At 40.8% G+C, this 14,041-nt stretch carries 10 protein-coding genes; 5 read left to right on the top strand and 5 right to left on the bottom strand.

The features are described 5' to 3' along the window. From ACKWB9_RS06975 to ACKWB9_RS06965, 3 genes are all read left to right on the top strand, one after another. Positions 1–3,762 (top strand): Calx-beta domain-containing protein (locus tag ACKWB9_RS06975; protein ID WP_414002289.1); only part of this gene is annotated, 3,762 nt, incomplete at its 5' end. Positions 3,763–3,769: 7 nt separating this feature from the next. Next, complete coding sequence (locus ACKWB9_RS06970) at positions 3,770–4,762, top strand: PorP/SprF family type IX secretion system membrane protein (RefSeq protein WP_414002288.1); 993 nt, start codon at positions 3,770–3,772, stop codon at positions 4,760–4,762. Between the two features lie 10 nt (positions 4,763–4,772). Then, a complete protein-coding gene (locus tag ACKWB9_RS06965; RefSeq protein WP_414002287.1) occupies positions 4,773–6,686 on the top strand; it encodes an OmpA family protein in 1,914 nt (637 codons plus the stop codon). Between the two features lie 59 nt (positions 6,687–6,745). Here the strand turns inward: ACKWB9_RS06965 and ACKWB9_RS06960 are convergent, their stop codons facing one another. From ACKWB9_RS06960 to ACKWB9_RS06940, 5 genes are all read right to left on the bottom strand, one after another. Further along, complete coding sequence (locus tag ACKWB9_RS06960; RefSeq protein ID WP_414002286.1) at positions 6,746–7,987, bottom strand: NRAMP family divalent metal transporter; 1,242 nt, start codon at positions 7,985–7,987, stop codon at positions 6,746–6,748. Positions 7,988–7,990: 3 nt separating this feature from the next. Further along, the gene (locus ACKWB9_RS06955) at positions 7,991–8,626 is read right to left on the bottom strand and encodes a SanA/YdcF family protein (RefSeq protein WP_414002285.1); all 636 of its coding nucleotides are present in this window, start codon (positions 8,624–8,626) and stop codon (positions 7,991–7,993) included. A gap of 98 nt (positions 8,627–8,724) precedes the next feature. Continuing rightward, positions 8,725–9,144, bottom strand: a complete 420-nt coding sequence (locus ACKWB9_RS06950) for a CBS domain-containing protein (RefSeq protein WP_414002284.1) — start codon at positions 9,142–9,144, stop codon at positions 8,725–8,727. Positions 9,145–9,414: 270 nt separating this feature from the next. Continuing rightward, positions 9,415–10,137, bottom strand: a complete 723-nt coding sequence (locus tag ACKWB9_RS06945) for an energy transducer TonB (RefSeq protein WP_414002283.1) — start codon at positions 10,135–10,137, stop codon at positions 9,415–9,417. 143 nt (positions 10,138–10,280) lie between these two features. Continuing rightward, on the bottom strand, positions 10,281–11,033 hold the full coding sequence (locus tag ACKWB9_RS06940) for a DUF2490 domain-containing protein (protein ID WP_414002282.1): 753 nt from the start codon (positions 11,031–11,033) through the stop codon (positions 10,281–10,283). Between the two features lie 364 nt (positions 11,034–11,397). On the opposite strand from ACKWB9_RS06940, the gene ACKWB9_RS06935 reads away from it, so the two are divergent. Both ACKWB9_RS06935 and ACKWB9_RS06930 read left to right on the top strand, forming a co-directional pair. After that, the gene (locus ACKWB9_RS06935; protein ID WP_414002281.1) at positions 11,398–12,177 is read left to right on the top strand and encodes a universal stress protein; all 780 of its coding nucleotides are present in this window, start codon (positions 11,398–11,400) and stop codon (positions 12,175–12,177) included. Positions 12,178–12,198: 21 nt separating this feature from the next. Then, positions 12,199–14,037, top strand: a complete 1,839-nt coding sequence (locus ACKWB9_RS06930; RefSeq protein ID WP_414002280.1) for an SLC13 family permease — start codon at positions 12,199–12,201, stop codon at positions 14,035–14,037. Positions 14,038–14,041 lie beyond the last annotated feature (4 nt).

Genomic DNA, 14,041 nt, shown 5'->3' with positions numbered 1-14,041 from the left:
AACGTCAACGGGGACACGGACGTTGAATCTGCCGAAACTTTTGAGGTCACCCTGAGCGCGCCCAGTGCCGGATCTACGATCGGTACGGCCACGGCGACGGGTACCATAAACAATGACGATGTGCCGCTTCCAATAGCTACTATTTCAGCAACCGATAATAGTGCTTCCGAAAATACACCAGCAACTGCTAACGGGGAATTCACTATAGAACTTGATCAGATAAATAATTCTGGAAGCGATATAACTATTACCTATAATATAAGTGGAAGCACGATTGCTGGAGATTATGTTGCTATTCCCAATTCTGTGTCCATTCCAAATGGAAATCAATCGGCAATAGTGACCATTATACCCGTTGATGATACAATAGTGGAAGTTACGGAAACAGTAATATTGACATTAACCGATACTTCACCTGATTATGATTTAGGCATATTGTCCACCAGGGTCGCTACATTGAACATTATTGACAATGACGATTTTGTAGCATCCATAAGTACAATAGATGCAGATGCCGCAGAAAATACACCGGTCAATGCCACAGGTAGTTTCCTGATAAGCCTTGATCAAAATAATGATACGGGTAGTGATATCATCGTGAATTTTAATATAACAGGCTCGGCTACCGTAATCGATGATTTTTCAAGTGTAGGGACCAGCGTGACCATTCCGGATGGCAATCAATCCGCAACGGTTCTGATAAGCCCGGTAAATGATACCGATGTAGAAAGTACGGAAACCGTAATACTGACCTTGGCAGCAGGAACGGGATATGGTATTGCCGTTGCTCCCAATAATTCTGGAACGGTAAATATTGCGGACAATGATGATTTAACGGCTACCATTACGGCCACCGATAATGCAGCTGCAGAAAACACCCCTGCCACTGCTACAGGGCTTTTTACCATTGACTTAGGTGCTCCCAATAATTCCGGAAGTCCTATTACCATTAACTATAATATAACAGGTACAGCAGGGAACGGAACGGATTATACTACCATTGGATCAAGCATAACCATTCCCAATGGTGCTCAGACCGGAACAACACCAATTGTTCCTACCGATGATGCCATACAGGAAAGTTTAGAAACTGTAACACTGACCTTGACTTCCGGGACAGGTTATATTCTGGGTGCTGTCCCCACAAGAACGGCCACCGTAAATATTAACGATAATGATCAGGCCACGCTTTCCATTTCAGATATTGCGGTAAATGAGGATGTAGCATCGGGAGAATTGGTGTTTAATGTGATTTTGGATATCGCCGTGGATGGTGGAACAACCGTGGGATATAGTTTTTCCGATGGTTCGGCCACAGGGGGAGGAACGGATTATACGGGGATTGCCGGCAGTCTTAACTTTTCCGGTATCGCTGGTGAAACGGAGACTATTACCGTTACTATTAACAATGACCAGCTATTGGAGGCAACAGAAGATTTTACGGTACAGTTGGGCTTACCGAGTAACGGAGTTGACCTGAATGGTGGCGGGAATGCTACAGGGTCTATAAATGATGACGATAACTGTGCACCGGCACCCATTTTAGACACCGATATCCCAACTGTTTTTTGTGATGTTATTGATAGAAGCTTGAATGATTATACCAATAGCACCGCTCCGGCAGGAACGGTTTTGACCTGGAGTAGATTATCGAATCCGCTTAATGAAAATGCCTATCTGACGGATGCCGATGTGGCAAACCCGCCCAATGATGGTTCTTACTTTGGTTTTTTTCTGAATGATAATGGAACGCCCGGTAATCCAGATGACGATTGTGCCAGTGGGGTTATCGAAGTGGAATTAACATTGAATATAAGCCCTACACTTATTGGTACTACCCCCAACGAACGTTGTGGACCCGGCACGGTTCTGCTGAGTGCCGTTGCCAGTACTGGTGCCTCTTTGAACTGGTATGATGCCATAGATTCGGATACACCGATAGGAACAGGGGAGAATTTTACAACTCCCGTCTTGAACGTTACCACTTCCTTTTATGTGGAAGCTATTGAAAATAGCTGCCCCACGGCCAGACAGGAAGTTATGGCAACAGTAGGGTTTCAGGCATCGGCAGGTACGGCTACCAATGCTTCAATTTGCAGTGTTCCCGAAAATGGCCCTACGATTTTAGATTTGGACGATCGACTTTCCGGACAGGATGCCGGTACTTGGGAAGTTACCACGGATCCATCCGGAGGATTGACCATAGGGGCTTCCAATATCCTTGATTTTAGGAATCTGGTTTCAGGGGATTATATTTTCACTTTTACGACTACGGAATCTACGGCTCCGTGCTTAAACGATGCTATTGAAGTGACTATTTCGGTAAGTGATTGTGATACGGATGCAGATGGTGACGGGCTTTTTGGGGGAGATGAGGCTACACTGGGCACAGATCCCGACAATGCGGATACGGATGGTGATGGAATTGAAGATGGCGATGAGGTAGGGGCGGATGTAAGCACTCCTTTGGATGAGGACAATGATGGGATTATAGATGCGTTGGACTCCAATATATTGGATGAAGATAACGATGGGGTGAACGATCAACAAGATCCCGCAAATGCCAATCCATGTATTCCCGATAATTCAGTAGGTTTATGCGATACGGATGGTGATGGGATCTCGGACGGGGATGAAGAGGCGAACGGATCTGATCCATTAGATGCCTGTGACCCTAATTTAACACCGGACTGTGATCCGGAGCCCATAGATTTGGAGATTACAAAATCCGTAGATAACCCCAATGCCAATATTGGTGATACGGTAGTTTTTACGGTTCGGTTGAATAACTTGTCCGATAATCGTGTATTGGGCGTACAGATCGGAGAACTTTTGGAGTCTGGTTTTGAGTATGTAAGCCATGTGGCCGATGATGGAGATTATAATGTTGATACGGGGGAATGGGATATTTTTGAATTACAGGCATTTCAAATGACGGAGCTGAATATAACCGTGACCATTTTGGATAGCGGTGTATATTCAAATACGGCTACCTTGTTGGAATCGTTTCCAAACGATAGTACCACGGATAATAATGAGGCTACCATAACACTTGAAATAGATGCACCGGAAGGTATAGATGTCGCCTTGGAAAAAACAGTGGATAACAGGAACCCATTGGTGGGTGAAGAAATTGTATTTACCATTAGGGCTACAAATCAATCTCAAAACGGGGACTTGATTTCTAATATAACAATAGAGGATATAATACCATCAGGACCCGATAGCCGATTTATCTATGTATCGCATCAGGCGGATACCGGTACTTATGATGTAAGTACGGGAATGTGGCAGATAACCACATTAGCTGTTGATGCACAGGCTACCCTTCGGATTACGGTACAGGTTCCAAGGGAAGGTATTTTTGCAAATACGGCAAACCTTGTGAGTTCTTCCCCCACGGATAGTACTCCGGATAATAATGAAAGTACGGTAGAGGTTAGGGTGAGTACTCCTACACCCGCAGATCCGGGCTTTCTGTTTAATCAATTCTCACCGGACGGGGATGGAACAAATGATGTGCTCAGAATAAATTTAAGAGATCCGGTTACGGGCCTAAACGTACCTATTGAATATAGCATTCAGATTTTTGATAGGTATGGTAATCAGGTTCTTGAGACGGAAAAAGTAAACGAAGCGGAAATATGGGATGGTACCAGAGAGGGCGAAGAGGCACCAAAAGGTACTTATTTTTACATATTAAACTATGATTTAGGTCAGGGTCCGGTCTTGGATAAAGGTTGGATTCAACTTATCAGGTAATATTTTTATGGAACAGAAAAAAATAGGTTCGGGGAATTTCGGGCTACTACTTTTAGTTTTCTTATTGTTGTTTTCCTTTGTTGAGGTAAGTGGACAAAAAGAACCCCAATATACACAGTATATGTATAATATAGGAAGCTTTAACCCGGCCTACGTAGGTTCTGTGATCTCACCCGAAATAACCGCTCTATATAGGGCACAGTGGATAGATATTCCGGGGTCTCCCCGAACAATAAGGTTGGGGGCCAATATTCCATTGAATAATGAGAAACACGGCCTGGGATTCAATGTGGTCAATGATCAGTTAGGACCCGTGACCCAGACTTATTTTGATTTAGCCTATTCATTTCAGATCAATTTATCCTCGAATACGTTATTGTCCTTTGGGGTTGATGCGGGCGGCTCTGCATTAAATGTGGATTTTTCCAAGGGTACTTTTGAAAATCCGGGGGAACCCATATTGGATAGGGAAACCATTAATAGATTTTATCCCACAGTAGGCGCAGGTTTGTTTCTGTATAGTGATAATTGGTATTTGGGAGCTTCCGTTCCCAATTTTTTAACGGAAGGCATTTATAATGATGATGTGGCCTCTGTTGTAGAGGATAGGCTTCAATTTAATTTTATAGGGGGATATGTATTTGGATTGTCCGATAATCTAAAGTTCAAACCAGCATTTTTAATCAATTCCTTACAGGGAAGCCCTATAAACATTAATGTGTCCGCCAACTTTTTGATTTCCGATGCTTTTACGGCCGGAGTCTCCTATAGGGTAGATAACGCTTTTAGCGGTCTTGCCGGATTTCAGGTCTCACAAGGCACCTATATAGGATATTCCTATGATTACAATACCAATCTGTTAGGAGACTTCAATAATGGCTCCCATGAAATAATTTTAAAGTTTTTCCTGGGTAAGGGCGGAGAGAACAAAACGGATAAAGCCAAGAGGAAAGAACTCAAGGATAAGCCGAAACAAATTGATAGTCCAAGATTTTTCTAAAGTATCTGTTATGAACTTCAAATTGCTTATTGCCATAATTTTGCTGCCGATGACAATGTTGGCACAAGAAAAAAAATCCAAGGGAGACGAATATTTTTATGGCTATCAGTATAAAAATGCGATTGCCGAATATAATAAAGAACGGGTCAAACGCCCTTTGGCGAACGAACAAATATTGAACCTGGCCGATTCTTATTTTAAGATTGGAGATTATAATAATGCATCAAAACTTTACCTGATCGTTCATAAGAACGATACCATTATGTCCGGTCATCGGTTTAACAAAATGCTTCAGAGCTTATCTAAAAATTCGGGCAAGGAACGTATTAAAACATTTTTAAGGTCAAAATCCCCCTCTTTTTCCAAAGAGCTTTTGGAGAATGCGGAATTCAATGATGAATTGTTCAAGAATTCGGAAAAAGGAAAGAATATTGAAATTGTCAATCTATATGCGAACAGTCCACAAGCCGACTTTTCCCCTGCCTTTTATAAAGAAAGTTTGCTCTTTAGTAGTAGCCGTACCCAAAAGGCCAAAAAAATCTATGCACCTTCCGGAGAATCCTATTTGGATATTTATGTTGGAAGACTGGAGAATAATGGAAATGTATCTAAAGCTGTTCCGTTTTCTAAAATTCCCGACTCTAAATTTCACAAGTCCACACCCTACTTTTCTGAAGAGTTGAACCGGTTTTTTTATATCCTGTCCAATACGGAAGACGGGCAAATGACATTTGATGATAAGGGTAAAAATGCACTTTCCATAGGAATGCTATATGATAGCGGACAATTTAGATTCTTGTTAAAGGACTTAAGTACTTCTTTTTATTACCCCTATTTTGATGAAGAGAACGACCGGCTCTATTTTGCCGCAAATTTTGAGGATAGTTACGGGGGAACGGATTTGTATTACGTTTTTACCAATAACGGGCAAATTATGTCCGCTCCCATAAATTTGGGTCCCCGGATAAATTCACCCGGAAACGAAATTGCACCTTACCTTTTTGAAGGTAGCCTTTATTTTTCTTCCGATGTTTTTTATGGACTTGGGGGTATGGATGTATATAAATCCAATATACAGGCAGATGGATCCTTGAGCATACCCGTTAATATTGGAGAGAACATAAATTCCAAAGCCGATGATTTTGGATTTATCATCAAAGAAGGAAGTGATAACGGATATGTGGGTTATTTTGCCTCCAATAGGTCCGGTGGAAAAGGGGGTGACGATATCTATAAATTTAAAATGGACAAGGCACCGGGATTAAGAACCTTTAGTTTAAAGGGCAAGGTTGTCAACTTATCTTCTAAAGTGGGGATAGACAAGGCCCAAATAAGGCTATTGGACCGTAAGGGGGATATTCTAAAAGAGTTCTATACGGCGGAAAACGGGGATTTTACCATAGAGATTCCCTGGCAGGAACAAATAACGATCCAAGCTACCAAAGAAAGGTATTCTATCTTTTCGACCACTTATACCGAAGAAGGTATGGAGGAGGCCCAAAAGACCTCCTTTAATATGGGGTTGGCCTTTTTAGACGATTTGATCGAAGAAAAAGAGGGCAAGACCGTTATCAAAATAGGGAAGTTCTATTTTGATAAGGGCAAAAGTACCGTGACTCCTTCCGTAGCCGCCGAATTGGATAAGGTAGTGGACGCTGTTTCAAGATTTCCGCAGCTACAACTTAAGATAGAATCACATACGGATAGTAGGGGAAGTTCCGCTTCTAATAAACAACTGTCCCAAAAAAGATCGGATGCCATTAAAATTTACCTGTTGAAGAACGGTCTTTCTATTTCAAATATTCTGGAATCCATTGGTTATGGCGAAGAGAGAATAAAGAACAATTGTACCAACGGTGCCTATTGTTTGGACTTTCTTCATAAGCAAAACGAAAGAACCCTTTTCGTGATAGGAAATCAATAGGATAAAGGCATTGATACCTTTGATAAAATCAAAATTACAATTGCTTATTTTTGAATCCGTTAAACGATAATTATCCAGAAATAATATATAGAGAACAAGGATAAAAACAAAATACCCAGATACGCAAGGGTTTTTAATTTATACCCCGGTCGGAGCTTGGGATCAATATCTTCACTGGTTACGTTCTTTAAATTCATATAACCAATAATAGGGGCTACTACAAAAGAAACAAAAGTGGCAAGAGCTACCAAATTGCCCATATTGGCACCAAAAAAGGAGATTACAATATAATTGACGGTGGCCAGTAACACTATCGCGATAGCAAAGTTCATTTTACTTTTTTTGAATTTTTTAGGAGGGGACAACAATTCAATAATATCCAAACTCACTCTGGCTACCGCATCATGGGCCGTCATGCAAGTACTGAACATGGTGGCAAATGCGGAGACCGCAATAAAAATGTATGCCCATGACCCGATATGGGTAGTGAAAAGCTGTACCACTTGATCAGCAAAGCTCACGGCGTTATTACTTAGTTCGGTATGGGTACCATACAATGTAAACCATCCTATGACCATAAAAAAGATGGCCAAAAGCGCAGTTAAAAAATAGCCGATATTGAATTCTTGTAAGGATTCCCTTAAAGTAGGTTTTTCCTGTGTTTTCCACTTTTCTAGACTCCACAAACTTACCCAACTGGATGCTTCGACGGTAGTGGGCATCCAACCCATTAGGCCGATGAGGAACAAAATGCCCGTCTCGTTAAAAATTGGAGTGGGTTCAAAGCCATCTGTAACCGCTACCTGACCTTGTGCCATGACCAATACCGTTGTGCCGATGAGTGCTATAAAAAGAATGCCTACTACAAATTTTAAACTAATTTCCAAAAAACGGTATTTACCAATGATGAGCAAACCACTTATAAAAATGAAAAGACCTAAAGCCACGGTACTTATGGATATTTTAGAAATTTTAAAAAGATTGATGAAAAGGCCGGATGTTACAGTGTACAAGGCGGCCAAAATAGTGAAAGTGGTCACTAAGGTTATGAGGGCATAGAACCACAAGTAACCTTTGCCCCGGTCTAAATAACCTTCTATTAAGGTTTTGTCGGTAACACTGGTATAGCGTACCCCGAATTCAAAAAATGGGTATTTGAAAATATTCGCCAAGATTATGGGAATGACCATGATCCAACCATATTGCGCTCCGGCTTTTGTTGAGAGGACCAAATGTGAGGTGCCTATGGCCATACTGGCAAACAATAATCCGGGTCCCAAATTTTTGAGCAATGCTTTCATTTTTTATGCTATGATTATCCGGTCCCCATAGAATTTGGCCCGGGTTTGAAAGGCAAGATCCAAAAATACCTTTACGCGCGCAAAATATTCCCGAAACCGTACTTTAAGTCCATATCTTATGGGTATGTCCCTTGCATTATAGCCAATAGCTTTCAATCCTTTTTTTTCGGCAATATAAATAGCACGTTCATTGTGGAATTTTTGTGAAATCACGGTAACGCTGTCCAGTTCGAATATATTTTTTGCGCGGACCATGGAATCCAAGGTTCGAAAGCCCGCATGGTCCAGAAAAATCTTTTCTTCCGGTACCCCCCTTTTAATAAGGTCTTTTTTAAAGGTATCGGGTTCATTGTAGTATTTTGTACCGTTGTCTCCACTAACCAGTATAAAATCTATTTTACCTGCTTTATAGAGTTGAACGGTGGCATTTATCCTATGGGTGTAATACGGGTTGGAACGGCCGTTCGTGAGTTTACTGGAAGTGCCCAGAACAAGCCCTACCCTGTTTTTGGGAACCGTATCGATATCTGAAAAAGTCTTTCCTATGGTTGCATGGTTAATGGTATAATCGCATAAGAAGATTAAGAGTACAAGGAAAATGACTATATATCCTATGATTTTGAAAAACAATTTTTTCATATAGAATAAAGATACATCTAAGGTTTGGAATTAAAGGTTGTTGAAATTAAAAAACCTTACACAGGGTAAGGTTTTTGTATTGGGGGTGGCTCTATAATTTAATATTGATCCAGAAAATAATTGATTAAATCCGTGGTCGTTACTATACCCACTAATTTATTGTTATCAACGACGGGAAGTGCATGAAATTCCTTTTTTGTTAGAAATGTAGCAACTTCTTGTATCGTATCTTTTGGGGATACCGTGATTACGTTTTTTGCCATGATCTGCGCTATGGTGAACATATTGTACACCGTGGTGTCTATTTGTTGTTCGCTTACGTCCGTAGTATCGGCAAAACTAATACGCATTAAATCGGTATGGCTCAACATTCCTATAATGCGTTCGCCCGAGGTTATCGGAAGGTGTCTTATCCGTTTCTTTTTAAATATTTCTTCGGCTGTGGCCAAATCATCCTTGGTGTGTAGGGTAACAACATTTTTGGTCATTATACGGGAAATAGGAATACGTTTTTTCATGGTATCCGGTTTTAAGTTCTTTTTTAAAATTACACGGCATAGACATTAATAAATATGATAAATGTCATTACCCGAAGGGAGGGACAATTTTATGGCCCATACTTTAAATTGTTATATAATAATCAGGTATGATGAGGCCTTTGGATATTAGGAAATTAAAAAGGAAACCTTGTTCAAGGTTTCCTTTTTAACGATTCGATAATTTAATTACACCATGTGGTTTTGAACGGTGTTGGAAATTTATTTAAACTTGTCCGTCCAAGCTATTTATTATCGCAATAATCTAAAATTAATCGGAATACTGTAAGGAACGCTAACATTCCTATTCCTTTGCCTGCCCGGTTTCATTTTAGGCAACATGGCTATGATTCTGTTGGCTTCTTTTTCCAGTACCTTATGTGGCCCTCTAGTGCGAATTTTGACCGTTTTTCCATTGGAATCAATTACAAAAATCACGAATACCTTTCCATTAAGCCCCAATTCAAGAGCTTCAGCGGGATATTGAAAGTGTTTTTGTATATGCTCTTGCATCTTTTGCTTAAAGCAATCCTTTTGCTTTTCTTTTGCGATGTTTTCACAGCCCGGAAAGACAGGAGGGTTTTCTATAACCATAAAGGGAACCTCAATATCCTCTTCAACTTCATCTACGGTGATATCATCAGCGGCAATTATGTCTTCTATTGCCATTTCCTCACCCGATTCCGTACTTTCTATAATTGTTTCTTCAATGTCCTCGATATCCTCAACAACCTGAATGATTTCCGGTGCGGCGGGCGGTGGAGGTGGTGGAGGCGTATTTAACGCTTTGGTGACCGGGACATCTTCATCCAGGTTATCGATATTTTCCGTTAGTACCAATGATGTAGTATCGGAATCATATGTTTTCATTTCCAATGCACGCCAAACAACAAACAATACAAAGGTAAGTCCAATAACAAAGAATAGACCGCTATCTCTATTCAAATCAGCTTTAGGATTCTTTTTTGGCTTCATGATCAGTAATTTTTCGATTATCAATAAAATAAAGTTACAATCAGAAAGAGACATTAAACATGATATTTATCATGTTATATGGTTGGAATTCAGTGATATATGATTTATTGTGGAGGTTTTTCCCTAATAGGATTGTGTTACTGTTACTTGTGAGCGGATTTTGGTCTGTCGCTTTTTGGGTTTGTGAAATTGACCTTAAAAATGAGGGCCAACCTTACCCGGTCATAACTAGCTGTTTTAAACTGGTTTTTAAGGTATCCAATTTCTCCCTGCACGTTTTTTGCAAAGCGATAACCGAACCCGACAAAAAGTCTATTTTGATTAAAATAAGGGGGCTTAAGATTCAAAAAGAATTCATTGAACGTCTTTGCATAAATACGATGGTTTATGGCATACGTGCCTTGTAACCTGTACCTAATGCGATTATTTAATAAGGTGCCTTCTACTGTATCGATCCACCTGGTTTCTAATCGTATTCTATTAGAAAGAGCTATTTTTTCCATTTGTGCAAGAAAAACCACCTCTTCATAGATCCAGAATTGTTCTGTCGTCCGGGCCGGGATGTCCCTAAGATGGGATTCGGCATTTAGATACGCTATCCCTGCGGTGGCCAGAGTTTTTTTATTGACCCGATAGGTTAGGCCCGTTCTAAAAAATGCGAATTCATATTGATTGAACAACGTATAGTGTCTTAAAATACCCACTGTAGGTATGCTGAGTCTATCGGATATCTTATGGGTACCCGAAACTACCAACCAAGAACCTGGCAAACTCTCTTGCTCTTGCTGGGAATGGTTTAAACCGGAACTCAAAACAAATAAGATCATAAAGGTATTTCTAATAAAAGATGCAAGTCCGGAACAACTATAAAAAGGCGTTGGATTATTATGTTTCATTATCGGGGCTATGTTTTGAAACCCGATGCAAGTTTTTAAAATGTTGATGTATTAAAACATGATAAATAACAGGTTGTCCGACAATTTTTTTTGAGTGTTCTATTCTTTCGGGTCAATGATTACCTCGAGGGTTGTCAAATCTTATATCCTACCTGGGGTTTTGTGATGTTTATTATAGGATGAATTGAGAAAACACGGACAACACCCCTGCCATTTACCCATTTAGGTTAGACCCCTGTTGTTAAACACTAAAAAAAAAATCAATTCATATACATAAATAAAGAACATGATAGATGTCATGTTTTTCGGATAAAGACCATAATACCTTTGAAGAAACTCGTAAAAACCCTAAATACAAATCGTCATGAATTCCATTTCTAAAATACTAGTACCCTATGATTTTTCCCAAAGCGCAAAACAAGCGTTGGATTATACGGTCGACTTTGTTGGAGATGAAGCCATAAAGATCGATCTTATACATATATCGGATAATCCCGATCATAATAAGATGCGCGAAACTTATGATGGCCTTTGCGAAGCATATAAAGATAAACTTAAGATTCCTTTGACCTGGGCTATTGGTTGGGACGGAACGGTTACGGATATCGTAATAGAGGCGCAACGGGAAAAGGAGGTAGATTTGATTATCATGGGTACTTCGGGCTTATCCGGGGATAATGATGATTCCCAGACCTCAAGGTTGGTGGAGCGTGCAAATTGCCCAGTTCTGGTAGTTCCTGAAAATTCCAAAAAAAAGGCTTTGAAGAACATAAGTTTGGTTTTGGGCAAAGATGAGATAGATTCCCCAAAGTCCTTAAATACCCTTTTGGGCATTTCTCAAAAGTTCAATGCCAAAGTACACGTATTAACGGTTCAAAATACATCCGGAATATTTGGGTATTCCCAGAATGATGAAAAAAACGAGAATACGCTCATGTATTACTTGGAAAATTTTTATAGTGAGCACACATTTATCGAAAACCCGGACATTGTGGAGGGTGTTTTCTCCTATGCCGATGAGCATAATATAGATATGATCGCAATCCTTCCCAGAAATCATATAAAACATGATGTCCCGTCGGATGGTTTGCTTACTAAAGAATTAGTGTTGCGTGCAAAAATACCTGTACTCACTATTGAATAATAACCATTAAACCCTTGAACCTTGTTTATAGTATCTATTGTTTTACTGGTTACCATACTACTTTTTATTTGGGGAAAGTATCCGCCGGATGTGGTAGCGATCTTATCCATGTTGACCCTTTATTTGACCGGTGTTCTGGATTTAAGTGAAACATTAAGCGGCTTTAGCAATCCTACGGTAATCATGATAGCGGCACTCTTTATAATCGGGGAAGGACTTTCAAGAACGGGGTGGACCGCATTGGCGGGTAAGAAGTTTGTTGAATGGGCAGGAAATAGCGTGCCAAGATTATTGATTATCGTTACTATGGGATCTAGTGTACTTTCGGGGTTTGTGAGTAATACGGGTACGGTGGCGGCTTTGTTGCCCGTTACGGTTTCCGCTGCCTGGAACGCTGCTACCTTGCCCTCAAAATTACTCATGCCCATAGCTTTTGGTTCCAATACGGGCGGGTTGCTCACATTAACGGGGACCCCTCCCAATATTATCGCCAGTAATGCATTGATAGAATCGGGATTGGAAGGATTTTCTTTTTTTGAATTCGGGCTTATCGGAATTCCGTTGTTGCTTATAGCCCTGGTGTATTTTAGATATTTCGGCTATAAGCTTCTGCCGTTAAACCAGACTAAGGATCGTCCCGTCAATATTGATTCCGAAATGCACAAATGGATAGAGGACTATAGCATTGGGGATAATGTTTACAGGTTCCGAATTCGTTCCATGTCCCCATTGATCAATACGAAAATAGGCGATTGGAATTTTGAGGAAGACCATAAAGTAACCATTGTAAGACTAAGGCGGAGACGCCCCAATAAGCTCAAAGGCATACCCGCATTTGTAGAGTTTCCCGAGCCACGGACCGAAATGCGATATCACGATATCATTACGGTCAAAGGTGAAGCCAAAGCGGCAGACGCCATGATGTTAAAATATAAATTGGGCGTTATTCCTTTTGAGCATACGGATACGGAATTAAAGGAAGAATTGATCAATCAGGAAGTAGGACTTTCCCAAATGATCATTACCCCAAATTCCGCTTTTGTCGGACGCAAGGTTCCTCTTGGGGCATATTTGGATAAAAATAGCATCCAGCTTTTGGGGGTATCCCGGGACAATGGGCCGTTGAAAGATATGGAAGTGACTATAAGACCGGGTGATGCTTTTATTATTAGAGGGTCTTGGAATGCCATAGAAGACCTGCAGAAAGAATATGAACATGTGGTCATCTCGGGTAGTCCGGAATCTATGGCCAAAAATGTGGATGAACTTACACCCCGATCATATATTGCCCTAGGTACCTTGGTACTCATGATCTTGCTGCTGGTTTTAAAAATAACGCCCGGTGCAATAGCCGCCCTGGTCTGTGCAGGATTATTAATGCTAACGGGATGCGTGCCTATTACCAAAGCATATAAAGGGATAAGTTGGACGAGTGTGGTAATGATCGCGGCTATGATCCCCATGGGAGTGGCCCTACAAAAAACGGGTGTTGCACAATGGGCGGCCAATAACCTTGTCACGTACTTGGGCGCAATTGATCCTACCATGCTCTTAGGCGGTATTTTTTTGTTGACAACGGCATTCAGCCAGACCATTAATAATTCGGCCACTGCTGTTCTGATGGCTCCCATAGCCCTGATCGCCGCCACTTCGTTGGGCGTATCACCAAAGCCGTTTATGATCGTTGTTGCGGTCTCCGCATCAACGGCATTTTTAACCCCGGTAGGGACTACGACCAATGCCATGGTGATGGCGGCGGGAGGATATAAATTTATGGACTATGTAAAGGTCGGAGGGCCATTGCTTCTCCTGTTTTTTATTGCGACAGTATTTTTAGTGCCATTAATATGGCCTTATTGAATAT

It is taken from the genome of Maribacter spongiae (genome assembly GCF_047345125.1).
GTDB lineage: Bacteria > Bacteroidota > Bacteroidia > Flavobacteriales > Flavobacteriaceae > Maribacter.
This window is presented reverse-complemented; position numbering and strand designations above follow the sequence as displayed.

Coding starts and splice junctions, on each gene's coding strand:
- ACKWB9_RS06970 (WP_414002288.1), top strand. CDS start 3,770: ATGGAACAGAAAAAAATAGGTTCGGGGAATTTCGGGCTACTACTTTTA.
- ACKWB9_RS06965 (WP_414002287.1), top strand. CDS start 4,773: ATGAACTTCAAATTGCTTATTGCCATAATTTTGCTGCCGATGACAATG.
- ACKWB9_RS06960 (WP_414002286.1), bottom strand. CDS start 7,987: ATGAAAGCATTGCTCAAAAATTTGGGACCCGGATTATTGTTTGCCAGT.
- ACKWB9_RS06955 (WP_414002285.1), bottom strand. CDS start 8,626: ATGAAAAAATTGTTTTTCAAAATCATAGGATATATAGTCATTTTCCTT.
- ACKWB9_RS06950 (WP_414002284.1), bottom strand. CDS start 9,144: ATGAAAAAACGTATTCCTATTTCCCGTATAATGACCAAAAATGTTGTT.
- ACKWB9_RS06945 (WP_414002283.1), bottom strand. CDS start 10,137: ATGAAGCCAAAAAAGAATCCTAAAGCTGATTTGAATAGAGATAGCGGT.
- ACKWB9_RS06940 (WP_414002282.1), bottom strand. CDS start 11,033: ATGAAACATAATAATCCAACGCCTTTTTATAGTTGTTCCGGACTTGCA.
- ACKWB9_RS06935 (WP_414002281.1), top strand. CDS start 11,398: ATGAATTCCATTTCTAAAATACTAGTACCCTATGATTTTTCCCAAAGC.